The 23,866-nt window shown below is 56.0% G+C and carries 21 protein-coding genes; 13 read left to right on the forward strand and 8 right to left on the reverse strand.

Annotation, left to right across the window (positions count from 1 at the left end; translation table 11 throughout):
• The first annotated feature begins 22 nt into the window (after positions 1 to 22).
• The 3 genes from cysK to VK738_06835 all read left to right on the forward strand — a co-directional run bounded on the left by cysK (position 23) and on the right by VK738_06835 (position 3,542).
• Positions 23 to 982, forward strand: coding sequence for a cysteine synthase A (cysK, locus tag VK738_06825; GenBank protein HTD22348.1), 960 nt, complete (start codon positions 23 to 25; stop codon positions 980 to 982).
• A 108-nt stretch (positions 983 to 1,090) separates the two neighbouring features.
• Entirely contained in the window at positions 1,091 to 2,242 is a 1,152-nt protein-coding gene (locus VK738_06830) for a PLP-dependent aspartate aminotransferase family protein (protein ID HTD22349.1), read from the forward strand.
• 37 nt (positions 2,243 to 2,279) lie between these two features.
• Positions 2,280 to 3,542, forward strand: a complete 1,263-nt coding sequence (locus VK738_06835) for a glycoside hydrolase family 18 protein (GenBank protein ID HTD22350.1) — start codon at positions 2,280 to 2,282, stop codon at positions 3,540 to 3,542.
• A 96-nt stretch (positions 3,543 to 3,638) separates the two neighbouring features.
• Here VK738_06835 and VK738_06840 read toward each other — a convergent pair whose 3' ends face one another.
• From VK738_06840 to VK738_06855, 4 genes are all read right to left on the reverse strand, one after another.
• A complete protein-coding gene (locus tag VK738_06840; protein ID HTD22351.1) occupies positions 3,639 to 4,403 on the reverse strand; it encodes an alpha/beta fold hydrolase in 765 nt (254 codons plus the stop codon).
• A gap of 212 nt (positions 4,404 to 4,615) precedes the next feature.
• Complete coding sequence (locus tag VK738_06845; protein ID HTD22352.1) at positions 4,616 to 5,836, reverse strand: ABC transporter permease; 1,221 nt, start codon at positions 5,834 to 5,836, stop codon at positions 4,616 to 4,618.
• Positions 5,837 to 5,851: 15 nt separating this feature from the next.
• Positions 5,852 to 6,640, reverse strand: coding sequence for an ABC transporter ATP-binding protein (locus tag VK738_06850; GenBank protein HTD22353.1), 789 nt, complete (start codon positions 6,638 to 6,640; stop codon positions 5,852 to 5,854).
• 20 nt (positions 6,641 to 6,660) lie between these two features.
• The gene (locus tag VK738_06855) at positions 6,661 to 8,100 is read right to left on the reverse strand and encodes an efflux RND transporter periplasmic adaptor subunit (protein HTD22354.1); all 1,440 of its coding nucleotides are present in this window, start codon (positions 8,098 to 8,100) and stop codon (positions 6,661 to 6,663) included.
• A gap of 186 nt (positions 8,101 to 8,286) precedes the next feature.
• Between VK738_06855 and VK738_06860 the strand changes: the two genes are divergently transcribed.
• Genes VK738_06860 through VK738_06875 form a run of 4 tightly spaced genes read left to right on the forward strand, consistent with a single transcriptional unit; the run spans position 8,287 to position 10,940 of the window.
• Complete coding sequence (locus VK738_06860) at positions 8,287 to 8,691, forward strand: helix-turn-helix transcriptional regulator (GenBank protein HTD22355.1); 405 nt, start codon at positions 8,287 to 8,289, stop codon at positions 8,689 to 8,691.
• Positions 8,692 to 8,695: 4 nt separating this feature from the next.
• A complete protein-coding gene (gene modA / locus VK738_06865) occupies positions 8,696 to 9,508 on the forward strand; it encodes a molybdate ABC transporter substrate-binding protein (GenBank protein ID HTD22356.1) in 813 nt (270 codons plus the stop codon).
• Entirely contained in the window at positions 9,505 to 10,179 is a 675-nt protein-coding gene (gene modB / locus VK738_06870; GenBank protein ID HTD22357.1) for a molybdate ABC transporter permease subunit, read from the forward strand. The genes modA and modB overlap by 4 nt, the downstream gene beginning before the upstream one ends.
• The gene (locus VK738_06875; protein ID HTD22358.1) at positions 10,176 to 10,940 is read left to right on the forward strand and encodes an ATP-binding cassette domain-containing protein; all 765 of its coding nucleotides are present in this window, start codon (positions 10,176 to 10,178) and stop codon (positions 10,938 to 10,940) included. The genes modB and VK738_06875 overlap by 4 nt, the downstream gene beginning before the upstream one ends.
• A gap of 26 nt (positions 10,941 to 10,966) precedes the next feature.
• Here the strand turns inward: VK738_06875 and VK738_06880 are convergent, their stop codons facing one another.
• Positions 10,967 to 12,010, reverse strand: coding sequence for a UDP-N-acetylmuramate dehydrogenase (locus tag VK738_06880; GenBank protein HTD22359.1), 1,044 nt, complete (start codon positions 12,008 to 12,010; stop codon positions 10,967 to 10,969).
• Between the two features lie 139 nt (positions 12,011 to 12,149).
• Between VK738_06880 and VK738_06885 the strand changes: the two genes are divergently transcribed.
• Positions 12,150 to 12,584 (forward strand): BrxA/BrxB family bacilliredoxin, encoded by a 435-nt coding sequence (locus VK738_06885; protein HTD22360.1) that lies wholly within the window; start codon positions 12,150 to 12,152, stop codon positions 12,582 to 12,584.
• A gap of 66 nt (positions 12,585 to 12,650) precedes the next feature.
• Here VK738_06885 and VK738_06890 read toward each other — a convergent pair whose 3' ends face one another.
• Together VK738_06890 and aroF are read right to left on the reverse strand one after the other, a co-directional pair.
• Positions 12,651 to 13,964: a beta-propeller fold lactonase family protein gene (locus VK738_06890; protein HTD22361.1), complete on the reverse strand. Its 1,314-nt coding sequence runs from the start codon at positions 13,962 to 13,964 to the stop codon at positions 12,651 to 12,653.
• Between the two features lie 5 nt (positions 13,965 to 13,969).
• Positions 13,970 to 15,043 carry a 3-deoxy-7-phosphoheptulonate synthase gene (aroF, locus tag VK738_06895; protein ID HTD22362.1) on the reverse strand — a complete coding sequence of 358 codons (1,074 nt, stop codon included), beginning with the start codon at positions 15,041 to 15,043 and terminating at the stop codon, positions 13,970 to 13,972.
• Positions 15,044 to 15,201: 158 nt separating this feature from the next.
• Between aroF and VK738_06900 the strand changes: the two genes are divergently transcribed.
• From VK738_06900 to VK738_06920, 5 genes are all read left to right on the forward strand, one after another.
• A complete protein-coding gene (locus VK738_06900) occupies positions 15,202 to 16,134 on the forward strand; it encodes a deoxyribonuclease IV (protein ID HTD22363.1) in 933 nt (310 codons plus the stop codon).
• A 631-nt stretch (positions 16,135 to 16,765) separates the two neighbouring features.
• Entirely contained in the window at positions 16,766 to 19,285 is a 2,520-nt protein-coding gene (leuS, locus tag VK738_06905) for a leucine--tRNA ligase (GenBank protein ID HTD22364.1), read from the forward strand.
• A 110-nt stretch (positions 19,286 to 19,395) separates the two neighbouring features.
• Positions 19,396 to 20,130 (forward strand): hypothetical protein, encoded by a 735-nt coding sequence (locus VK738_06910; GenBank protein HTD22365.1) that lies wholly within the window; start codon positions 19,396 to 19,398, stop codon positions 20,128 to 20,130.
• Positions 20,131 to 20,355: 225 nt separating this feature from the next.
• Complete coding sequence (locus VK738_06915; protein HTD22366.1) at positions 20,356 to 21,402, forward strand: oxidoreductase; 1,047 nt, start codon at positions 20,356 to 20,358, stop codon at positions 21,400 to 21,402.
• A 100-nt stretch (positions 21,403 to 21,502) separates the two neighbouring features.
• Positions 21,503 to 22,387 (forward strand): hypothetical protein, encoded by an 885-nt coding sequence (locus VK738_06920; GenBank protein ID HTD22367.1) that lies wholly within the window; start codon positions 21,503 to 21,505, stop codon positions 22,385 to 22,387.
• 147 nt (positions 22,388 to 22,534) lie between these two features.
• On the opposite strand, the gene VK738_06925 is transcribed toward VK738_06920, so the two are convergent.
• Positions 22,535 to 23,818 carry an RNA polymerase sigma factor gene (locus VK738_06925; protein ID HTD22368.1) on the reverse strand — a complete coding sequence of 428 codons (1,284 nt, stop codon included), beginning with the start codon at positions 23,816 to 23,818 and terminating at the stop codon, positions 22,535 to 22,537.
• Positions 23,819 to 23,866: the final 48 nt, after the last annotated feature.

Genomic DNA, 23,866 nt, shown 5'->3' on the forward strand with positions numbered 1-23,866 from the left:
CACGCCACATGAAAGCTATGCCATGAAAACCCTGGAAGCCGCCCATCTTCGGACTAGGATCAGGATCGCCGAAAACGTCATCGAGCTGGTTGGCAGCACGCCTATGCTGCGCCTCGCCCGGCTGACTCCGCCCGGCGCTGCCGACGTTTACGCAAAACTGGAGTATATGAACCCGGGCGGCAGCGTGAAAGACCGCGCCGCCATAGGCATGATCCGACGCGCCGAGCAGCAGGGCCTGCTGCGTCCGGGATACACGATTCTTGAAGCAACCGCCGGTAACACCGGCATTGGCCTGGCGCTGATCGGCGTGAACAAGGGTTACCGCGTGGTGTTATGTGTTCCTGAGCGCTTTTCCCAGGAAAAAGTCCAGGTCATGGAAGCGCTGGGCGCCGAGGTGCATCGCACGCCCGACGCCGAAGGGATGCAAGGCGCCATCAGGAAAGCCAAAGAGCTGGCTGCAAATATCCCTAACTCTTTTATCGCGCTGCAATTTGAAAATCCCGCCAACCCGGATTTCCACTACGAGACCACAGCCCCTGAAATCTTCGAGCAGATGCAGGGCCAGGTGGATGCTCTGGTGATCGGCGTGGGTACAGGCGGCACTTTTTCCGGAATTGCCCGCTATTTGAAGGAGCGGCTGCCCAACGTTTTGACGGTGGCGGTTGAAACCCAGGGCTCGGTGCTCGCAGGCGGCCCTCCGGGTGAGCATAAGGTGGAAGGCATTGGCGTGAGCTTTATTCCCAAAACCTTCGACAGCCGCGTGGCCGATGAGATCCTTATGGTGCGCGATGACGAAGCTTTTGGCATGGTCAAAGAAATGGCGCGCAAATGCGGCGTGCTGGGTGGCTCGAGCGGCGGCGCCAACGTCTTTGCCGCCGTGCAGGTGGCCAAACGCCTTGGCCCCGGCAAACGTGTGGTCACGGTTGTGGCTGATGGCGCAGAACGGTATTTATCCAAAGGAATTTTTGAGGGCGGAAAGTAAGCTGGAAGTCAGAAGTACGAAGTTAGAGGTAAGAAGCGCGATATGCATTTACTTCTAACTTCTTTCTTCTGACTTCGTACTTCCCAAGAAGTTTGCTAGACATCTCTTATGAAAAAAGATCTAGGTTTTTCCACGAAGTCAATTCACACAGGCCAGGAGCCGGAGCCGGCCACCGGCGCCGTTGTGGTTCCCATCTATGCCACTTCTACTTACGCGCAGGAGGAGATTGGCAAGCACAAAGGCTATGAGTATGCGCGCGTCAGCAATCCCACGCGCACCCGGCTCGAGCAAAATCTGGCGGCGCTCGAAGGCGGCAGCTCATCCCACGTTTTTGCCTCGGGTATGGCGGCCATCAATGCCGTCTGCACCATGCTGAAGGCGGGCGACCACGTTATTTGCTCGGATAACGTTTATGGCGGGGTGCCTCGTCTCTTTAATGAAGTACTGAGCCACTACGGGCTGGAGTTTGCCTATGTTGATACCTCCAATGTTGGCGCAGTGGAGCGGGCCATCAAGCGCAATACCAAAATTGCCTATGTGGAAACGCCCACCAATCCCCTGATGACCATCAGCGACATCGCCGCCATCAGCCGGATCTGCCATCGGCGCAACGTGGAATTGGTGGTAGATAATACATTTCTTTCGCCGTATTTCCAGCAGCCCATCGCGCTGGGGGCCGACATGGTGGTCCACTCCACTACAAAATTCCTCAACGGCCACAGCGATGGTCTGGGCGGAGTGGTGATCTGCACCAAGCCAGCACAGGCAGAAAAGCTGGCGTTTATCCAGAAAGCCGCAGGCGCGATCATGTCACCCTTTGAATGCTGGCTGGTGCTGCGCGGCGTCAAGACTCTAGCTGTGCGTATGGAGCAGCACGACCGCAACGGACGCGCCGTGGCCGCGTTTCTGGAAAAGCATAAGAAAGTTGAGAAGATCTACTATCCCGGTTTGCCCGATCATCCTCAGCACCAGTTGGCCAAACAGCAGATGAGCGGCTTCGGCTCCATGATCACCTTTGAGACCGGCTCGCTGAAAAATGCCAACAAGATGTTGCGCAAATTGCGCATCTGCACGCTGGGCGAATCCCTGGGCGGAGTGGAGACGCTGATCTCGCATCCCGCCACCATGACCCACGCGGCATTAGGCGAAAAAGGCCGCAAAGCCATCGGCATTACCGACGGTATGGTGCGCATCTCGGTGGGCATTGAAGACGTGGAAGATCTGTTCGAGGATCTGGACCAGGCCCTGGCGGCGATTTAACCAGTCGCTGAGCAACATGCAGCAACAACTGTGAAACATGCGCATTACTTCTAGCCATTGCTGGCGCAAGACGTGGTGGTCTCTGCTGCTGATTATGATAAGCGCGGGCCTCTCCGCTTTGCCCAATCACACACAGAAATCGCGATCGGGAAATTCCCGCACTCAAGTGATCGGCTACCTTACCGAAAATGGCGTGAAGGCCGGCCGGTACACTGTGAAAGATGCTGTAACCAGTGGTGCTGCCGGGCTCCTCACCAGGCTTGATTATGCGTTTGGCCGGGTTGAAGGTAATCAATGCCAGATTGGAGACCGGGAAGCGGCGTTGGACCACGCGTACGGCGCTGCAGAGAGTGTTGATGGCACCGCCGATCCAGTTGGCCCCAACCGGCTTCGCGGCGCCTTCCATCAACTCCAGGAGCTGAAGCGCCGTTATCCCAGATTGAAGCTGGTCATATCGTTCGGTGGCTGGGGCCAATCCCAGGGTTTTTCCAGCGCCGCTGAGCCCGACCACGTGCGCGAATTTGTGCGCTCCTGCGTGCACACCTTTGTTGAAGGAAACTTTGCTCCGGGCATTCATGCTCCGGGAATTTTTGATGGCATTGATATTGACTGGGAGTATCCGGTGGAAGGCGGAGTGACCAAGGGCAGCCCGGAGGACACCAAGAATTTCACCGCCATGGCCGCGGAATTCCGCCGCCAACTCGATGCCATTCGGCCAGGTCTTCTGCTCACTGCAGCGCTGCCAGCTGAGGCTGAACTCTATAAAAACTTTGAGCTGAAAAAAATCAGCCGCTCCATGAACGATCTCTCCATCATGGCTTACGATCTCCATTGGAACAGCGAGCCGCTGACCAACCTGCACAGCCCCTTGTTCCACGATCCCGCCGATCCATCAAAAGCTCCAATGGACGACCACTTTGGAGATTATGCCGTTCGGGGCTTTCTCCAGGCCGGTGTCCCGGCCCGGAAGATCGTGTTGGGCGTTCCTTTTTATGGCAAAGGCTGGAGTGGAGTGAAAGATATCAATCATGGTCTCTACCAGCCAGCGACTGGCCCTGCACAGGATTGGGGTGGCTACAGAGCGCTGAAGGCCTTGCCGGATGCAGACCGGCAGTACTCTTCAACGGCAGTGACCTGCACTCTCTGGAGTGGCGGCAACTTCTGGAGCTACGATTGTCCTGAGGCTTTGCGCGTGAAGATGGATTACGTTCGAAGTCACCACCTGGGCGGAGTGATGTTCTGGGAACTGAGCCAGGATACAGACGACGGGGAACTGCTGCGTGCGTTGATCCAGCGCTGAAGCGCTAGGCTATGCGTCACCCCTGTCGGGGCTGTTCCTCTTGCCGTTATGCGAAATTGAGTTCGATCCCAAACTTACGACGACTAGCGGGCTGTTCTATCTCATCGTCTCCGAACTGAGGCTTGCATTATGAGTTTTCAATACGAAGAATGATGAGAATGCCTCGACAATCTTTGCCGGCAACTCGCCAACCGCTTTCCGCGCCAAAAGATCATGGCCCAGACCTTCAGCTTCCAGCAGCATGGTGCGGGCGGGAATCAGCTTCAGCGCTGACTCGATCTCTATCGTCGAGCCGAACGGATCACGCGAGCCATGCACGAAGAGCGCCGGGACCCGCATCCTGGAGAAATGGCCGGTACGCATTTCGGTTGGCTTTCGCGGTGGATGGAGAGGGTATGACAGCAGCAGCAACCCAGCCAGCAGTTGCAGACCGTCAGATTGAGGATTACCAATTTGGGAATCATTGGCAGGAATACCGGCCGATAGCGAGTCGGCAACCAGCATAGTTGCCTGCCTGCCACCGTAGGAGTGGCCTCCAAGAAAGACATGGCCAGGCACCCGCTGCTTTACCACGTTGACCGCTCGCCGCAGTCCTTCCCGATCACGTTCAGCGTAAGCCGGGAAGGGCGGACCATGCGGGCGTGCCTGGCGGAAGGGAAGGTCGCAGCGCAGGACAGTAAACCCGGCTTCGGCGAATGCATCGGCTATTGCTACCAGGAGCTTGGACTGGCAATTTGCTCCGGCCCCATGGGTGAGCACCAGCGCGTCGCCGTTTTCGTGAGCGGGTAGATGAAGGAAACCACGAACCGCCGGCTCGGCGGAAAGATCGGCAAAGGGTTCGACAGAGCGTTGTGAAGCCACAGATAAATTGTATATAGAAATTCGGTTATCACGATCATGCTTGAAATTGTCATTCCGACGCGTAGCGGAGGAATCCCTTTTGTGCCGAAACCCCATGCTCCCGTTCATCAATCAACAAAGGGCAAAGGGATTCCTCGTCGCGCTGCTCCTCGGAATGACAAGAAGTCTTAATTTTTCTGCAGGCTTAAAGTGTGTAGGAACAGATATTTCCTTTACTCGTAGCGCAGTGCCTCAATCGGATTCAACCTTGCTGCTTTGCGTGCCGGGTAATATCCAAAGAAGATGCCCACGGCAATCGAGAAGATCACTGCGATCAGAATTGCAGTTGTGGAAACGGAAACAGGCCAGCCCAGCACCCGTGGGATCAAGAAGCTCAGGATCAAACCGCTGAGAATGCCGATGGCTCCTCCCATTGCGCTCAGCACCACTGCTTCGGTCAGGAACTGGCGCTGTACGTCTTCTTCGGTCGCGCCGATAGCCATTCGGATGCCGATCTCGCGCGTGCGCTCCGTCACAGAGACCAGCATGATATTCATGATGCCAATTCCGCCGACGATCAATGAGACGCTGGCAATCGAGGCCAGCAGCAACGTCATCACGGTTGTTTGCTGATCGTAGAGGTCGGCCACGTCAGCCATATTGCGCACGAAAAAGTCGTCATCCTGTCCCGCACGGATATGATGCCGGTCGCGCAGTACGCCTTCAATCTGGGTTTGGGCGGCGAAGCTGGCTTCTTTGGACTGGGCCGAGACCATGGCATATTGCAGCCATTCATTTCCTGCGATCTTTTTTTGTACCGTGGTGTACGGCATGATGATGATGTCATCCTGATCGCTGCCCATGGCTACCGAAGATCCTTTTACGGAAAGCACGCCGATAACGTGAAAAGGTAACTGGTTAATGCGGACCGTCTGGCCTATGGGGTCGGTGTCGCCAAACACGTTCTTGCGCACCGTATCGCCAATGATGGCTACGTTGTCTGCCGTCTGCACATCATCCTGGGTGAAGTTCGTGCCTTCGGCCAGCGGCCAGACACGAATATCCAGATAGTCGGGTTCGGTGCCGGTAATGCGCGTATACCAGTTGTCATTGCCGAAGACGATCTGCGCCGAAGCTCCGGTGCCGGCGGCTACTGTGGCCACCGCCGGGCATTCGCGCCGAATAGCCACAACATCGTCGTAAAGCAGGGTCTTGGTGTTGCCCCAGCCCAGGCGCACGCCGCCTTTATTCATGGTTCCCGAGCCAACATAAAGAACGTTGGATCCCATGGCCGCAATTTGCTGCTGCACCTGCTGCTGAGCGCCTTGTCCTAAAGCCACCATGGCAATCACCGCACCGACGCCGATGATGATGCCCAGGCTGGTCAGGCACGAGCGCATCTTGTTGCGCGCGATTGCCCGTAGTGCGATGCGAATTGTGGCCATCAACTCCATAGTGCTACTCCAGAGCTAGTCCTCAAGCTGCGGCAGCGTCCGCAGAACTTCGCTGGCAATCTGCCGGTCCTGAATCGGCTCATCTTTGCGGATCTTTCCGTCGCGGAAGATAAGAGCACGCTTGGCAAACTGCGCAATATCGGGTTCGTGGGTCACCAACACAATCGTCAGTCCGCGCTCGTCGTTGAGTTTCTGAAATATTTCCATGACCTCGACCGACGTGCGGCTATCGAGGTTGCCGGTGGGCTCATCGGCCAGCAGAATGGCCGGCCTGTTTACCAGCGCCCGCGCAATGGCCACGCGCTGTTGCTGTCCACCGGAGAGCTGAGAAGGGAAGTGTTCAGCGCGGTCGGCCAACCCAACCATCGCCAGGGCCTCTTTGGCCCGCTTCAAGCGTTCTTCTTCCGAGATCCGCGCATAGATTGCGGGAAGCTCAGCGTTTTCCAGGGCCGTGGTGCGCGACAGCAGATTGAATCCCTGGAAGACGAAGCCGATCTTGCGGTTGCGAATGGCGGCCAACTCGCGTTTGTTCAACAGCGAGACATCCGTTCCTTCCAGAAAATATTTCCCGGCACTGGGCCCGTCGAGACAGCCGAGGATGTTCATGAACGTGGATTTACCGCTGCCGCTGGCACCCATCACAGCCACAAACTCTCCGTGGGCAATTTCAACGCTGATTCCACGCAACGCGTGCACCTTGGTATCACCCAGCTCGTAATACTTGTGCACATCTTCCACACGGATCGGGCTGGTGGCCTCTTTTGCTGAGGGCGTAATCGGCGATGTGTCTATCATGGTTGCCATTTTCGTTGCTCTCTCAGGTGCTAACGCCCTCCAGGACGTGGCGTGCCTCCCAGCGGCGAAGAGGTGCTGCTGCTGGTGCGTTTGGATGAAGACCCTGTGACCAGTTGCGCATTCTCCGGTAAGTCGCCCTGCAACACCTGCGCAACCGCCGTAGTGGTATGGTCCGTGATGCCAGTCTGAATTTGGACGGGCTGCAGCGTTTTATCAGGACGCAGCTCCCAAACTACTGCTACGTCGTTGGCTTGGGATTTCTTTTGCCCTCGCGCCTGACCATTGCCTGCGCCTGCTGCGCCGCCAGCGGAAGCGTTTGCTTGCGCCGCTGTACCGCTGGCGCCGCCGTTACCGCCAGTGCCTGCACCAGCGCCCGAACTATTGGCATGGCCTCCGCCACTGCGACCACTTTGAATGCCGTACTTTGCATACAGTTTTTGGATTTCGTCCGCGGTCAGATCCGGCTTATAGCGAAGCGCGCTGTTGGCGACCTTCAGAACGTTGTGCGCTGACGCCACTGGAATGGTCACGTACGCTGTCATTCCGGGGAAGAGCTTAAGGTCGGGATTATCGAAGTCCACGATGGTGTCATAGGTCACCACGTTCTGCACCGTGGTGGCATTCATGCGGACTTCATCAACGTGTCCGTCAAATTGATCTTGCGGGAAGGCGTCTACTTTAAACGTCACGCGCTGGCCTGCCTTGATCTGTCCCACGTCAGATTCGTCTGTCTTGGCATAGACCTGCATCTTGGTCAGGTCTTGGGCAATCACGAATAGCGTTGGCGCCTGCAATGAAGCGGCCACCGTCTGGCCTACATCCACATTGCGGCTCACCACTGTGCCGTCAATAGGAGAGGTGATGATGGTGTGATTGACATTGGTTTGCGCGACTGCAACCGCGGCTTGCCTCTGCGCCACTTGTGCCTGGGCTTGCCCAATATCTGAATCGGCCGCGTCCGCCGCCGCCGCGGCGGTATCGGCGCTGGCCTTATCCACTTCAAGCTGCTGCTCGCTGATCACTCCTTGCGCCGCCAGTTGCTTGGAGCGTTGATATTGGCTTGCCGCCTGCAGCGCCGTTGCGTGGGCCTTAGCGGCATTGGCCTTGGCCGAGACCACCATGGCGCGAGCATTTTGCAGGTCAGCCTGGGCCTGCAACAGCGTACCCTGATAAATCGAAGGATCAAGCTTGGCGATGACCTGTCCTTTTTTGACCCGCGAGTTGAAATCCGCAAACAACGAGGCGATCGTGCCTGAAACCTGCGAACCGACCTGCACGCTGGTTACAGCGTTGATGGTCCCGGTGGCTTCCACCACCTGGCGCAGGTCTCCGCGCTCCACCGGAGAAGTAAAGTACTGCGTAGTGTCTCCACGGTTGAGCATAAAGGCCGCCAATACCACCACGACCAGGACAACCGCGATTAAGATCAGCCAACGCTTGCCATTCAGTTTTATGTCAGTCAGTTTCACAGTATTGGTTCCTGCTTAATTAGACACACTTGTATATGGAAATGTCTCCACAAGTATAGCGAGATAACAAAATTTAACCGAAGAGAGACGGCAAGCTTTAACACTTCTTTACATTTTCATAAAATATTTTAAAGATATGTATTAGAATAACGATTTGAATCGTATATATTTGTTTAAATTTGACCTATGGCTGAACTTCTTCACGCGCGCGAGGCTGCCCAGATTCTGGGTGTGAGCTACTCTACTCTCAAGCAATGGATCTATCACGGCAAGTTGCGCAGCGTGCGCACGCCCGGCGGGCACCACCGGATTCCACGCCATGAACTTGATCGCTATCTTCATCGTCGTGGAGAAAAAATCGGCGCCGAGCGCCGGCGCAGCTTCCGCCGCATCAGCGGACGCAACCAGCTTGTGGGCCGCGTGGTTGAGATCCGCAAAGAAGGCCTGCTCGCCCAAGTGAAGCTTTCGATTGGCGGGCAGCAGATTACTTCCATCATTACCGCCGATGCCGTCCGTGAAATGGGTCTCGAAGTGGGCCAGACGGCGGCCGCGCTCATTAAATCCACTGAAGTCATGATCCTTACGGTGTGAACCCATGTCATTCAAAAAGACCTTGTTTTCTATTGCACTGATCTTTTGCACTGTTGGAGCGGCTTCTGCGCAAGAGCTTCATGTGGCCGCAGCCGCCGACCTCAACTTTGCTCTGCCGGAGATCGCGAAAGCTTTTGAGGCGCAGACCGGAACCAAGGTGCTCATCTCCTTTGGTTCATCGGGCAATTTCTTTGCGCAAATTCAGAGCGGTGCGCCTTTTGACGTTTTTTGCTCCGCGGATATGGGCTATCCACAAAAGCTGGCTGCTGCCGGTCAGGCTTTGCCGGAGACGCTCCGCCAATATGCTTCTGGACGCCTCGTGCTTTGGGTTCCTAGTGGTTCCAAATTGAACTTCGAACGCGACGGAATCAAGGTGCTGCTTGATCCCAGCGTGAAGAAGATTGCCATCGCCAATCCCGAGCATGCGCCTTACGGACGTGCCGCGGTTGCCGCACTACAAAAAGCCAAACTCTACGATCAGGTAAAAGAGAAGCTTGTGCTGGGCGAAAATGTCTCGCAAACAGCGCAGTTCGTCACGTCTGGCAATGCGGATATCGGTCTGATCTCGCTGTCGCTGGCTCAGGCGCCAGAGCTGCAAAAACAAGGCCACTTCTGGAAAGTTCCGCCGGAGATCGCCGATAGCCTGCCGCAAGGCGGCATTGTTCTGAAGCAAAGTGCTTCCCCACAAGTGGCGGAAAAATTTCTCGATTATCTCTCCTGTCCGGCTGGAGCCAAGATCCTGGCGCAATACGGATTTGACGTAACAGTTTCGGGAAACTCAGATCCGCAGAAGTGCGGAGAGTTGTCGGGCAAATGAACTGGCAGGCCATAATTCTGACTTTGCGTTTGGCTGTAACTGTCTCTGCTGTTCTGATCATCATTGGACTCCCACTCGGGTACTGGATTGCTTTTTCCCGCTGGCGCTGGAAGTTTCTGATCGAATCTCTGGTTGCCATGCCGCTGGTGCTGCCGCCGACCGTTCTGGGCTTTTATTTCCTGCTGCTGCTGGGTCGCGGCGGTCTTGTGGGCGCATGGCTGTATCGCATCTTTGGCGTAACCTTGCCCTTCAGCTTTGCCGGCCTGGTGATAGCTTCGGTGTTATACAGCATGCCCTTTGCGGTGCAGCCGCTGGTTGTGGGCTTTGCCGCCGTGGACCACAAGCTGATTGCCGCGTCTGCTCTGCTGGGAGCCTCGCGGCTACGGACTTTTCTGCGGGTCATTCTTCCACTCTCCCTGACCCATCTCATTACCGCAGTTGTGCTCAGCTTTGCCCACACTCTGGGAGAGTTTGGCGTCGTCTTAATGGTGGGCGGCAACATTCCGGGGGTGACTCGCACCATCTCCATCGCCATCTATGACAACGTTCAGGCGTTGAATTACGCGAGTGCCAACCAGAATGCGCTTTGCCTACTGATCTTCAGCTTCGTGATTTTATCGGTCGTCTATGCGCTCAACCGCCGCGCTTCTTTCTTTGGTACTGCCCCATGATTCCCGCCTCGCCACTCGCAACCGAAAAGAAAAAAGCACTTGGCCGACTTGATCTGCGTGTAAAAAAACAATTCATTGCCGCCAAACACGGGACAGTGGATTTTTCTCTGGATGTCAGCGTTTCAGCAGCGGCAGGCATCACTATCCTGTTCGGCCGTTCCGGATCGGGGAAAAGCACGCTCCTGGATTGCATCTCAGGTCTGCTGCAACCGGAAGGCGGAAGGGTGGCGCTAAACACGGAGACAGGAGAGACGGTATTTTTCGACTCCGACAAAAGCATAAATGTGAGTCCGGCGCAGCGCGCAGTCGGATATGTCTTCCAGAACCTTGCCTTATTTCCTCATTTAACCGTCAAAGCCAACGTAGAGTACGGGCTCGCGCACCTTCCGCGTGAGCTGCGGCAGAAGCGCCGCACGGAAATTCTGCTGCTGTTTCACTGCGGCCAGCTTGCCGACCGCAAGCCTGATGAAATTTCCGGAGGCGAACGCCAGCGCGTCGCCCTGGCGCGCACTTTGGTCACCGAACCACGCATTCTCCTTCTGGATGAGCCCTTGAGTGCGCTTGATGTTGGCACCAAGCTGAAAATCCTGGAAGATTTGCAGGCGTGGAACGAAAAACGCCGTATTCCTATCCTGTATGTGACCCATAGCCCGGGGGAAGCAATGAGGCTGGGCGAGAACGTGATTTATCTGGAAAGTGGCCGCGTCCTGGCCCAGGGCAAAGCAGAAATCATCAGACAGTATGCGGTTGATGAAATTTGAAGCTACGGTCTGATCGCAAGCTGAGCTTAAAACTTTCCAACAAAAACCGGTTCAGGGTTTAATTCGAGACCGAAAGTCTCCTGTACGCGCTGCTGGATTTCGTTTTTCAAGACAACAATATCGGCAGCACGGGCGCCGCCGCGATTGATGATGGCCAGCGCGTGCTTGCTGGAGATCCCAACAGCTCCGTGTTCGAAGCCTTTGCTGAATCCAGCGTGCTCCACCAGCCAGGCAGCAGAGATTTTCACTCTTCCATCAGCAGCCGGGAATTGGGGCACGCGCTCTCCCTTGGTTGCAGGTTTGTGGCAAATCTCGTCATATTGTTCTTGCGTGACCATTGGGTTCTTAAAAAAACTTCCAGCGCTGCGGCAATCCACATCGCCTTCCACCAGCAACATGGCTTTGCTGCGCCGGATTTGGCGTACGGCGTCGCGGGTCTCATGCAGTGTCGGAGACTTGTCGCCGAAGAATTTTTTCAGGTCAGCGTATTTAATACACGGCTCCGCGCCAAGCGTAAGCGCATATGACACACGCAGAACAATGTAACGTCCGCGGGCAGAAGAGTTAAAGATACTGGTGCGATAAGCGAATCCGGAATCGCGGTTTTCGATTTCGAGAATTTTACTCTGTTCTAGGTCAAGAATACGCATGCGAGTAATCGTGTCTGCAACTTCTTGCCCATAGGCTCCTACGTTTTGCACCGGAGTCCCGCCGACCGTGCCAGGAATTCCACTCAGGCATTCGATTCCTCCACAATTCAAGCTGACGGTATGGGCTACGAAGCTGTCCCAATCCTCGCCTGCGCCCGCTTCGAATATGGCTTTGCCGCCTGTACTGGATTGAGTAATCCCCCGAACGGCAATTTTTATGACGACCCCATCCCAGCCGGAATCAGAGACCACCAGATTGCTTCCTCCTGCAAGCACGAACAGCGGCAGGCCGCGTTCGCGAGTGAACGAGACCGCCTCGCGTACATCATCTTCTGTTTCTGCTTTGATAAAGTAACGCGCCGCTCCGCCGACCTGGAAGGTGGTCAACGGCGCCAATGGAATGTATTCCTGAATCTTCACGTACGCCAAGATTATCAGAACAGCTCTTAGCCTTTGGCTCTTAGCTTTTGTGATTGAGCTACCTGCAACTCTGGATGTCCCATGCTGTCACGCAATCCGCTACAATAATGTCAGACTGATTTTTTTGGAGGATGTGAAAATGCCGATGTATCCCGAACTGATGCTGATTCCCATGCGAGAAGAACTGACCCGGGTTGGGGTGAAAGAGCTGCGCTCGGCCGCTGATGTAGATGCCGCACTGAAGGCCGAAGGTACAGCCTTGGTGGTAGTCAATTCGGTTTGTGGATGCGCCGCCGGCCGCATGCGTCCAGCGGTTCGTATGGCATTACAACATGCCACGCTTCCGGAAAAACTCTACAGCGTCTTCGCCGGACAGGACGCCGAAGCTACACAGCAAGCCCGCTCCTATTTCACCGGATATCAGCCGTCTTCGCCTTCGATTGCTATCCTGCGCGACGGCAAATTGATTTACATGTTGCAGCGCAGCCAGATCGAAAATCGCGAAGCCCAAGCCATTGCCGCCGACCTTACCCACGCTTTCGATCAATTTTGTGTAAAGAGCCCTGCTAATTGAATCATTGATTCATCGGGTCATTGAGTCATTTTTCTCAATGACCCAATCACTCAATGACCCAATCTCTCAATCCACTGGTTTGCGCAGCATAAACGCTTTGACCACAATCTGCCGCGGATCGAGCCCTACCGGAACCATCGTGAACAAGATGAAAGACTTCATCGGAGGCCTCACGTTGCCGTCATACCGAACCACGGAAACGTCACCTGAACCGGAGTCAACCACAAGAAGATACTGCTGGCTGGGAGTGAGGGCCAGGGCGTCGGGTTTATCTCCTACCGGGACGGTCTGCAGCAGCTTGCCATCATCAATGCTGTAGATGGAGATCGAATTCCCGTTGAAATTGCTGATGTAAAGCAAGCTATTATCTGCGGTTACGATGGAGCGCACCGGTCCCGGCCCCAGCAGATGCGTGCTGCTGACTTCATTGTTTCCCGTGAGCACCTCGGAGACGGAGTCAGAGCCAAAGTTACTTACGAAGATTTCTCCGCCATCGGGTTTAAGCGCAAGATGCATGGGTGTCTTGCCTACATCGAGCAAAGTAAGCAGCCGGTCGGCGTTTTGATTGAGTGGCTCATCGCTGGTGGCTGCTTTTTCTTGCTGATCGCCATTTTTTGGTTTCGTTTTGGGCGAAGTCGGTTTGGCTGCCGGAGTTGCCGAAGGTGCGCCCGCCGGCGCAGGGACCTCGCGCTGCAATTGCACCACGGCAATCTCGTTGGCGGAGCTGCACGAGATGAAGGCTTTGCTCGAGTCGGGAAGAAAGACAATCTCCTCCGGCGCCTGGCACACGGGAATGGTGGAGCGAACATTCATCGCCGCCGTATCAATCACAGAAACCGTGCTATCGCCGCGATTGGAAGCCACTGCAATTTTGCCGTCCGGCGAAACCCGCACCACACCGGGCGAATGTCCTACCGGTATGATGCCCACGGCCTTGCGGTTATCCAGGTCCACGACTGAAACATTGGCTGAGCCTGCGTTGGCGATGTACGCGCGTTTGCTGTCAGGAGTGAGGTCTACGAAATAAGGAGAGCGATGCAGTCCGATCGTGGCCACCACGGCGTTGCGTTCGGCATCAATGATGCTCAGGTTGTTCGACTCTGAGTTCACAACATAAATTTCATTTTTCTTAGGATTGGCTACAATGCCCGTGGGACTCTGCCCCACCGGGATGCGTTTCACATTCTTGAAGGTGAGCAAATCAATCACGCTGACTTCGTTGCTCTTGCCGTCGGTGATGTAGGCATACTCCCGGTACGCGGGCGGATAGTTAGGCAGTGTGTCCGTGCAACCGGAAAAAAAGATTGCGAAGAAAAAGAGCAGCACCGTTCCCACAACAAAACGCGCAAATTGGCCAAAGGAAAGATGCTGTGATTTCATCGCGTCTAGCGCGCCGCCGCAGTCTGCGGGCGGGGAGGCTGTGCAGGTTGGCTGGGAACATCACGGTGCAGAATAGCAGCAATCTGACGCAACTCCTTCATGAGCTGCTCGAACTGGTCGGGGAAGAGTGACTGCGCGCCGTCCGAGAGAGCATGGTCAGGATCGTTATGAACTTCAACAATCAATCCGTCAGCGCCAACTGCTACCGCGGCGCGTGAAAGTGGAATCACTTTGTTGCGCTGGCCGGTGCCATGGCTGGGATCAACGATGATGGGGAGATGGCTAAGCTTTTGCACCGCCGGTACGATGCTCAGGTCGAGTGTATTGCGGGCGTGATCAACAAAGGTGCGCACGCCGCGCTCGCACAAAATCACGTTGTAGTTGCCCTCGCTCATTACGTACTCCGCCGCCATCAGCAGCTCTTCCAGAGTGGCCGCCAGGCCGCGCTTGAGCAGCACCGGTTTTTTTGCCCGTCCGGCACGCTTCAGCAGAGAAAAATTCTGCATGTTGCGCGCCCCAATCTGGATCACATCAGCGTACTCTTCCACCAGTTCTAGACTTTCGTGATCAATGGCTTCGGTAACGATCTTCAGACCATAGCGCTGGCGAATCTCCGCGAGAATCTTGAGCCCCTCCACTCCCATGCCCTGGAAGGAATATGGTGAGGTGCGTGGCTTATAAGCGCCTCCACGGAAAAAACGCGCGCCCAGGCGATGCACACATTCAGCCACGGCAAAAGCCTGCTCGCGGCTTTCGATGGAGCATGGCCCGGCAATGATGGCTAAATCGCGCCCGCCAATGGTGTCTTCCGCGCCATCCGAACCAGGAAAATGTATAACCGTGTTTTCTGGTTTTACATCCCGGCTCACCAGCTTGTAGGGTTTGCTGACGGCAATGACTTCCTGCACGCCGGGCATCTCATCGAGGCCGATCTCGACCATGCCCTGGTTGCCGGTAATGCCGATGGCGGTGCGCTGCGCTCCCGGGATGCTGTGTGCGCGCAGCCCATGCGCCTCGATCTTTTCACATACGGCGCGCACCTGCTCTTCGGTGGCTTGCGCCTGCATAACAACTAACATCGTGTGTCCTTAAAGACCCAGTTTAATTGCGGAGTTGAGTAAAGGCAAAGCGCCCGCCCCCTCTGCAACATCAGCCCAGAGTGTAAACCCCGAATTTGGGATTTAGGCTCTACAATATTTTCTGAGTATTGATTATTGACAATATAAGGACTGACGACTTGTCCCCACCCCGCTCTATCAAAGACGAACAAGACATTCTGAAGCTGCCCGTTCCCAAAAAGCCGCCGAAGCTCACTTCGCGGCGGATTGGGATTCATACGTCAACTGCCGGCGGCGTACAACTGGCTGCTGAGCGCGCCTACCGGCTGGGATGCAATACCTTCCAGATCTTTTCTTCCAGCCCGCGCCAGTGGAAGCCCTATTTGCTGAGCCGCTCGCAGTGCGACGAGATGCGCAGCTTGCGCAAAAAATACGGCATCAAGCCGCTGGTGATCCACACCAATTATCTGGTGAACCTGGCGGGCACCAATCCCGAGTTCCACGCCAAATCCATAGAAGCTTTTCGCGCTGAATTAGAGCGTGCTCTTGCACTGGGCGCCGAGTATCTTGTGCTGCATCCCGGATCGTTTCGCGGCAGCAGCCGGGAAGAGGGCATGGATCGGGTAGCGGCAGCCATTCGCGAATCAGCTAATGGCCTGGACCTGAAGGCGGGCAACCTGGCCATCCTGATCGAAAACACCGCCGGAGCGGAATATTCTCTGGGGAGCTCGTTCGAGCAGGTTGGAGAATTATTGGCAAAGCTGCGCGGACTTGTTCCTGTGGGTGTTTGCATTGATACCTGCCATACCCACGTCGCCGGCTATGACATCGTCAGCGAATCCGGCATGCGTGAGACGCTGGCACAGCTCGACTCTAGCGTGGGCCTGAAGAATGTCGCCGTCTGGCACTGCAACGACGCCAAAGCCACACGCGGATCGAAGCTCGACCGCCACCAGCATATCGGCAAAGGCCAGATCGGCCTCGAGCCTTTTCGCCGCCTGCTGAATGATCCGCGCACGGCGCATGCCGCCTTTATTGCGGAGACCCCGATTGATGAACCCGGCGACGACGTGCGTAACGTGGAAACGCTAAAGAGCCTGGTGGAGAATTGAGCAAATCATTGAGCAATCAAAAGATTAGAATGCTAAAGAAATTTCCCCGTAGAGACGTAGCTTGCTACGTCTCTGCATGCAGCGCCAATGATTCGCAGTTCTGGCATGACACTTTTCAAACAAAAATACAGAATTGAAAGCACGCGCAAGAAAGATTGGGACTACACATCCCGCGGGTGGTATTTCATTACGATTTGTACCAAAAATAGGGTTTGCTGCTTAGGAATGATTAGAAATGGCCAATCTGTTTTGAGCCCTTTGGGTAGTTCTGCCAATGATTCTTGGCGCGAAATCCCCAATCATTATTCGAATGTGTTCGTAGATGAATTTGTGGTCATGCCCAATCACATTCATGGCATTGTTGTGATTGAGGGTGATCACGTTCATTCACCTGACTCTCAATGGATTTCCTAATTTCCAATGGCAGCCGAGATATCACGATCGCATTATTCGCTCCAATGCGTCTTTAACAGCCGTACGGGATTATATTCAGAACAATCCGATGAATTGGGAAGAAGACGAGCATTTTGTTCAGGGAAGTGCGTTTCCCTTACAGAATGATTTAGTCTAAAAGAGAGAGACGTAGCAGAGCTACGTCTCTACGAGAGTGCATTTAAGACTCGATAAGACCATGACCGAACCGAACGTAACCAATACGACCCAGGAATTGCACTACGATCCGCAGCCGATTGAAGAAAAATGGTCGGCGCGCTGGCAGCAGGACCCGCAACTCTACGCCGCTGAGCCTTCCAGCTCGCAGCGCAAGAAATACTACGCCCTGGAGATGCTGCCGTACCCCTCGGGCGCGCTGCACATGGGGCACGTGCGCAACTACTCCATCGGCGACGCGCTCGCCCGCTACATGTGGATGCGGGGCTACAACGTGTTCCATCCCATGGGATGGGACGCTTTTGGCCTTCCGGCGGAAAATGCCGCGATCAAGAACAATGTTCCTCCGCGGGAGTGGACGCTGCGCAATATCGCCAATATGAAGACGCAGATGAAGCGTCTGGGCTTCGCCTACGACTGGTCCACAGAGGTCACCACCTGTCTTCCCGATTACTACCGCTGGAACCAGTGGTTCTTTCTCAAGATGCTGGAGCGGGGGTTGGCCTATCGCAAGAAGAGCAAGGTTAATTGGTGTCCGCAGTGTGCCACGGTTTTGGCCAACGAGCAGGTTGTGGGCGGATGCTGCTGGCGCCATGAAGATACGCTCGTGGAGCAGCGCGAACTCGAACAATGGTTCTTGCGAACCACTCGCTACGCACAAGAGTTGTTGAGCAACCTGGACCAGCTTGAGGGCTGGCCGGAAAAAGTGCGGACCATGCAGCGCAACTGGATCGGGCGCAGCGATGGCGCGAACGTTGATTTCAAAGTCGAAGGCAGTGGCGAGATCATTACGGTTTTCACCACCCGCATTGACACTATCTTCGGCGCGACCTCGGTACAGCTTGCTCCCGAGCATCCGCTGGCGGCGAAGTTGGTGGCAGAAAATCCTCGCCTCTCCTCAGAAGTACGGGAGCTGATTGCCGAGCAACGCAAAGCCAGAGAGGCCGGCGACATCGCTGCAATTGAAAAGCACGGCGTGGCCACCGGCAGTTTTGCCGTGAATCCATTCAATGGCGAGAAGCTACCCATCTGGGTGGCTAACTATGTCCTCATGGATTACGGCACCGGCGCCATCATGTCGGTTCCGGCGCATGATGAGCGCGACTATGACTTCGCAAAAAAATACGGGCTCGATATCCCCGTAGTAATCATGCCCCGCCATGAAGATGGATCGCACGTGACCAACGCGGAAGAGCACATACTGCCCTTTACCGCCGACAATAGCCTGCTCATCAATTCTGGAGAGTTTAGCGGCCTCTCCAGTCAGGAAGCGCAGGCCAAGATGACGCAGCTTGCCGAGCAGGGCGGCTTTGGCAAAGCTACGGTGACTTATCGGCTGAAAGATTGGGGCATTTCACGGCAGCGCTACTGGGGTACGCCCATCCCGGTTCTTTATTGCGATAAGTGCGGCATTGTGCCCGTGCCGGAAAAAGACTTGCCGGTCGTGCTTCCCGACAAAGTCGACATCACCTTGCAGGGTGGCTCGCCGCTCTCGCGCGTGCCCGAGTTTGTGAATGTCACGTGTCCCAAGTGCGGCGGCAAGGCGCGGCGCGAAACCGATACCATGGATACGTTCGTGGATTCGTCATGGTATTTCTACCGCTACACGAATCCGAAGTTGGATGATAAACCGGTCGATACGGCGACCATTTCCTACTGGTTTCCTATTGACCAGTACATCGGCGGCGTCGAGCACGCGATTTTGCACCTTATTTACTCGCGCTTCTGGACCATGGTTATGCGCGACCTGGGGCTGGTAAAAAACTCGGAGCCGGTAGAGAGACTCTTCACTCAGGGGATGGTGATTAAAGAAGGCGCCAAGATGTCTAAGAACAAGGGCAATGTGGTTGCGCCCGATGACATGATCGCGAAATACGGCGCCGACGCCACGCGTCTCTACACCCTGTTCGCCGCCCCGCCTGATCGCGACCTCGATTGGCAGGATACCGGCGTCGAAGGCGTAAGCCGCTTTCTCGGACGCGTCTACCGCTTCGTGATGCGCAACGCGAACGCGCCCGCCGCGCAAAAAAGTGAAGTGACTCCGGTTTTGCGTTCGGTGCAACGTAAATTGCACCAGACCATCAAACGTATCACCGACGACTTCGATGGCCGCTGGCATTTCAATACTTCCATTGCCGCCATCATGGAGTTGGTGAATGAACTTTATGCCGCCGAGAGCGAACTCGCTTCCAGCAACTTGCTCGGAGAGGTACAACGCACCCTGATTTTGTTGCTTGCTCCTTTCGCGCCTTATCTCGCCCACGAACTCTGGGCGACATTGGGCGAAAAATCGAATCTCTTGCGGCATCCCTGGCCGAAGTATGACGCGGCTTTGGCGAAAGAGGACGAAATAGAAATTGCCGTGCAGTTGAACGGCAAGGTGCGTATTCGGTTGCTCGTTCCTGCCGATGTCGCCGGAGATGAAATAAAGCAGCGTGATTTTGTGCTTAACGATGAAAAAGTGCGCGCTCTGCTCGACGGTAAGCAGGTGGTGAAGGTAATCTCCGTTCCCAATAAGCTGGTCAATATTGTTGTGAAGTAGCTCCTAGCCACTAGCTGTTTAATCAACGGTACGTAAGGAGGGGACCTCAGTGTACGATCCTTACAGTTTTTCGAAGTCAAAAAGGAAGTTCCGGTACAATCGTCGCAAGCATGAAAAAAGATCTCTCTGAGGTCGACCGGTTGGACGTCGCGGCGCGCTGCTTGGTTACCGAGGCATACATTTCTGGTATGCGTGTGTGTTTGATCTTCTTCAGCATCTCCATCATTTCTTGGGCCATGGAGGCAAAGGGCTCCTTCTACACAGTGCTGACTTCCCGTGTCCTGGCGATACTCTTCGCCCTAATCAGTGCGAGTTTCTGGTTCGCCTGGCGATATAGGGTTTATGCATTGGCAATTCTCCCAGTCGTCTGGATGGCGGGATTCATGTTGAGGAATGGTTTTCCGCGTTACTGGCTCGTATGGCTGGCGGGTTCGTCGATTACCCTCTTGCTGATTTATCGAACATGGAAGGGCGCTGGCGCACGGGAAACAGCGCAGTGCGAGGGATGGGAGAAGGAGCATGCGCAGGTTGAGCAGTGGCTGCGTGTGCTGCAGAATCAGGACTTGTCAGCGGATGTACTCGAATTCAATGGAGGAAGTTTTTGGGTCGGATATCATACATACCGCCTCATGAAAACGGAACGCTGCTGGGTGGTTGCAAAATTCAGGAAGGGCCACCTGCGAAGACCGTTGGAATACCGAATTCTGGAATTGGACGGCGTCTTCTTCAGCCTGCTGCCAGAAGGAAAACTGAACATTGACATTGGTGGTCGCACTAAGCGGAGGGTCAGCGCGTCCCCCGAAATGCTGAGCGCGCTGCAGGGCGCAATGCACCTGGTTGGATGATGCATTCTGGTATCTTCTTCACGATTCTTGCTGGCCGTTCAACCTCGAATTGAAGGCGTTATCCTCCTGAAAGACGGTGGATCGAATTCATATCCTCAACGAGGTCACCTTCCGCCAATTTCTTTTTACATGATTAAAGCGGATTTAAAAACATTAAGGGATCAGTTATACGTTGGCCTAATAGCTCTCGAACAGCTAGAAGCCAGCAGCTAGGAGCTTGCACTCATGATTCAAGTTGGGCTCATTGGTTTTGGTTTGGCCGGCCGGGTGTTTCATGCTCCCGTAATTTCTGCTGTCCCCGGCCTGAAGCTGGCGGCCATTCTGCAGCGCAGCCGGGGAGATGCGGCCGCGCTGTATCCGGAGGCGCGGGTGGTGTCAACACTGGAAGAGCTGCTCGGGATCGAGGAAATCAGGCTTGTGGTCATCGCCACGTCGAACGCCTCGCATTTCGATCTGGCGCGGCGGTGTTTACTCGCGGGGCGGGACGTGGTCGTGGATAAGCCGTTCGCCACCAACTGGCAAGAGGCCAATGAGTTGGTGCGGCTTGCGCAAGAACACGGACGCCTGCTTACCGTTTTCCAGAATGCGCGCTGGCATGGAGATTTTCAGACGGTGAGAAAGCTGGTAGGCGCCGGCACTTTGGGGCGGCTGGTGTTCTATGAAGCACACTATGAGCGTTATCGTCCGCAGCTTCGTCCCGGGGCATGGCGCGAGCGAGCCGAGCCGGGCAGCGGCGTGCTCTTCGATCTGGGCCCGCACCTGATCGATCAGGCGCTGCTGCTCTTTGGAACACCGGAGGCGCTTTCCGCCGACGTTCGCATCGAGCGGGACGGAGCGGCGGTTGACGATGCTTTCGACGTTGCTCTGCATTACAAATCCCTGCGAGTCGCGTTGCGTGCGACCATGCTGGCCTGCGGGCCCGATTTACGTTTTGCTCTTCACGGCACGCATGGTTCTTACGTCAAATTTGGACACGACCTGCAGGAAGAGGCGCTCAAACGCGGCGAAATTCCCCGCGACGATACCTGGGGAGGAGAACCCAAAGAGAAGTGGGGCTCCGTCTACACGGAAAAGGACGGTAACGTTGTGGCCAAGCCGCTGCCCACTGAGCGGGGCGACTATCGCCGCTACTACGAAAATGTTCGCGATGCCATCCTGGGCCGCGCCGCCATCGACGTGACCAGCCAGCAGGCGCTCAATGTCATGCGCGCACTGGAGCTGGCGCAGGAGAGCAGCCGAAAACGCTGTACCGTTCCCTGGCGCAGTGAGTAACAGCTAACCTGTCCCCAATCATTCCGCGCTTTTCGCAGTGAGTCCTATTCCTGGTTGCCGCCCTCCCGTGCCACACTTTGCTGGTATCCTAACCGGGCGTATGAACAACGAAACTCCATCGCGTGCCGGCTGGCGGCTGGCGCGTGAGAATCCAAAACTTGTTCTCGTAGAAGTCATCTGGCGTTGGAGCTTCGGGCTTGCAGCGCTGTTATTGCTGCTGCAGGCAATCGCCAGCATACTCCATCGCGTAACCATTTCCGATGCCGACTGGGCGGCGCTTCACAATCTCGATCTTCACGAAACTCCCAACGCCGTTGCCAAGATCCTGTATCTATCCTGGAAAGTTTTCTGCCTCGTGCTCGCGGTGTTGCTCCCGGCAATGGCGGTTCTCTGGATAGCCGCCGCTACCTGGGGACGCGCGGCAACCCTGAAGATTTTGCAGAAGCGCAGCAATACGACCGCTGTAGCCGGGCTGACACTGCTGCGCGTCTTACTTTTTCTGTTTACGATGATTGTCGCGGTACTTACCGTCGTGGGCGCGGATATGCTTGCAACCCGCCCTCCCTACAATCCGGAAGAGCCCGATTTGCTTCTGTATCTTGCGATTGTGCTCATCGCTTTGCCGCTGATCATCATCGTATGGTCAATCTTGAATTGGGTGCTCTCGCTGGCGCCGCTCTTTGCCGTGCAGGAACAAAAGGGAACCTTTGCCTCGCTAGCCGCCACCTTTCGCAGCTTGCGTGCAAACGCAAGGGCCTATTGGTCTATCAGTGGGGTTTATGGAACGGCCCGTGGGGCTGCGCTTCTCGCCGTAATTGTGCTCGGCGTGTTTCTCGGGATACTTGGCAACAACACGATCATTCTCGCACTGCTCATAGCACTTATGCTGGCCTACTTTGTTCTGGCTGATTTTCTTTATGTCGCGCGCCTGGCAGCCTATCTCAAGATTATTGAACAGAACTCCAGCCCCGTTGCAAAGCCATAGTTGATACTGCGCAGCCAATACAGTGTAGTGCAGCAAAAGAGGCGTCGCCCTTCCACACGCGTTACAGAGCATGGCCGCACCTCGCTTGCGTGTATATGTTAGTGCAATGCCGCGCATTGCTTTGGTTGGCTTGCCTTCAAGCTTTCGTCACTGCGGCCTGGCGGGCGCCGCGCCGCCTGCGCACGTTCGGGCGCGCTCCAGCAGCAGAGCGCGCTCGCGCGCATTGCGTGTAAGAGACGCCGCGCGCTCGAACTCGGCGCGGGCCTCGTCGAGGCGTCCGAGCTTTCTCAGCAGATCGCCGCGAACGCTGGGCAATAGATGATAGCTGCGAAGCGACGGGTCGGAGGTCAGCTCGTTCACCAGCTCAAGACCGGCTGCCGGACCGCGTGCCATCGCGACCGCCACCGCACGGTTCAACTCCACGATCGGGGAAGGTGTGATTTCGGCGAGTTCAGCGTAGAGCGCCACGATGCGCTCCCAGTCCGTCTCCTCCGAGGTATGCGCTCGCGCGTGACAGGCGGCGATCTCAGCTTGCAGCAGGTATGGGCCATGCGCACGGCCGAGCTTGCCGGCGCGTTCGAGCGCGGCGAGGCCACGGTGGATCAGGAGATGATCCCAACGAGCGCGGTTCTGATCCAGCAGCAGGATAGGCTCGCCCGAGGGGCCTACCCGAGCTCTTGAACGCGATGTCTGAATCTCCATCAGTGCGACCAACCCATGCACCTCCGGCTCATTGGGGGCGAGTTCGGCCAGAATGCGCCCGAGTCTAAGCGCATCTTCGCACAGCGCGGGCCGCATCCAGTCATCACCGGCGGTTGCCGAGTAACCTTCGTTGAAGATAAGGTAGATCACCTCGAGCACCGAGGACAAACGGGCGCCAAGCTCTGCTCCGCGGGGCACCTCGAAAGGCACGCCTGCATCGGCCAGGGTCCGCTTGGCCCGGACAATCCGCTGGGCCACGGTCGGTTCCGGCACAAGAAATGCGCGGGCGATTTCATCGGTGGTGAGACCCCCGAGCAAACGTAGTGTGAGTGCAGTGCGCGCCTCGGAGGAGAGCACAGGATGGCAGGCGACGAAGACGAGGCGCAGCAGGTCGTCGCCGATGGGATCGTCAATCGCGGCATTGAGATCTGGCACAGACATCTCCCTGGCCTCATACTCGTAACCGAGGTCCTGGTGCTTGCGCTCGAGCCGCTGGTTTCGGCGGAGATGGTCAATGGCACGGTGCTTGGCGGCAGCCATAAGCCAGGCGCCCGGATTATCCGGAATGCCCGACTGCGGCCATTTTTCGAGCGCCACAACCAGAGCGTCCTGGGCGAGGTCCTCGGCAACACCGATGTCGCGTACGATCCGTGCCAGACCGGCGATGAGCTTGGGCGATTCGATTCTCCAGACCGCGTCAATTGCGCCATGGGTATCGGTAGTCGTCATGACTACCGATCACACCATGTTCAATGCTTCAGCGCAAGGCCGTGACAC

Source organism: Terriglobales bacterium, from assembly GCA_035487355.1.
Classification (GTDB): Bacteria; Acidobacteriota; Terriglobia; order Terriglobales; family Acidobacteriaceae; genus QIAW01.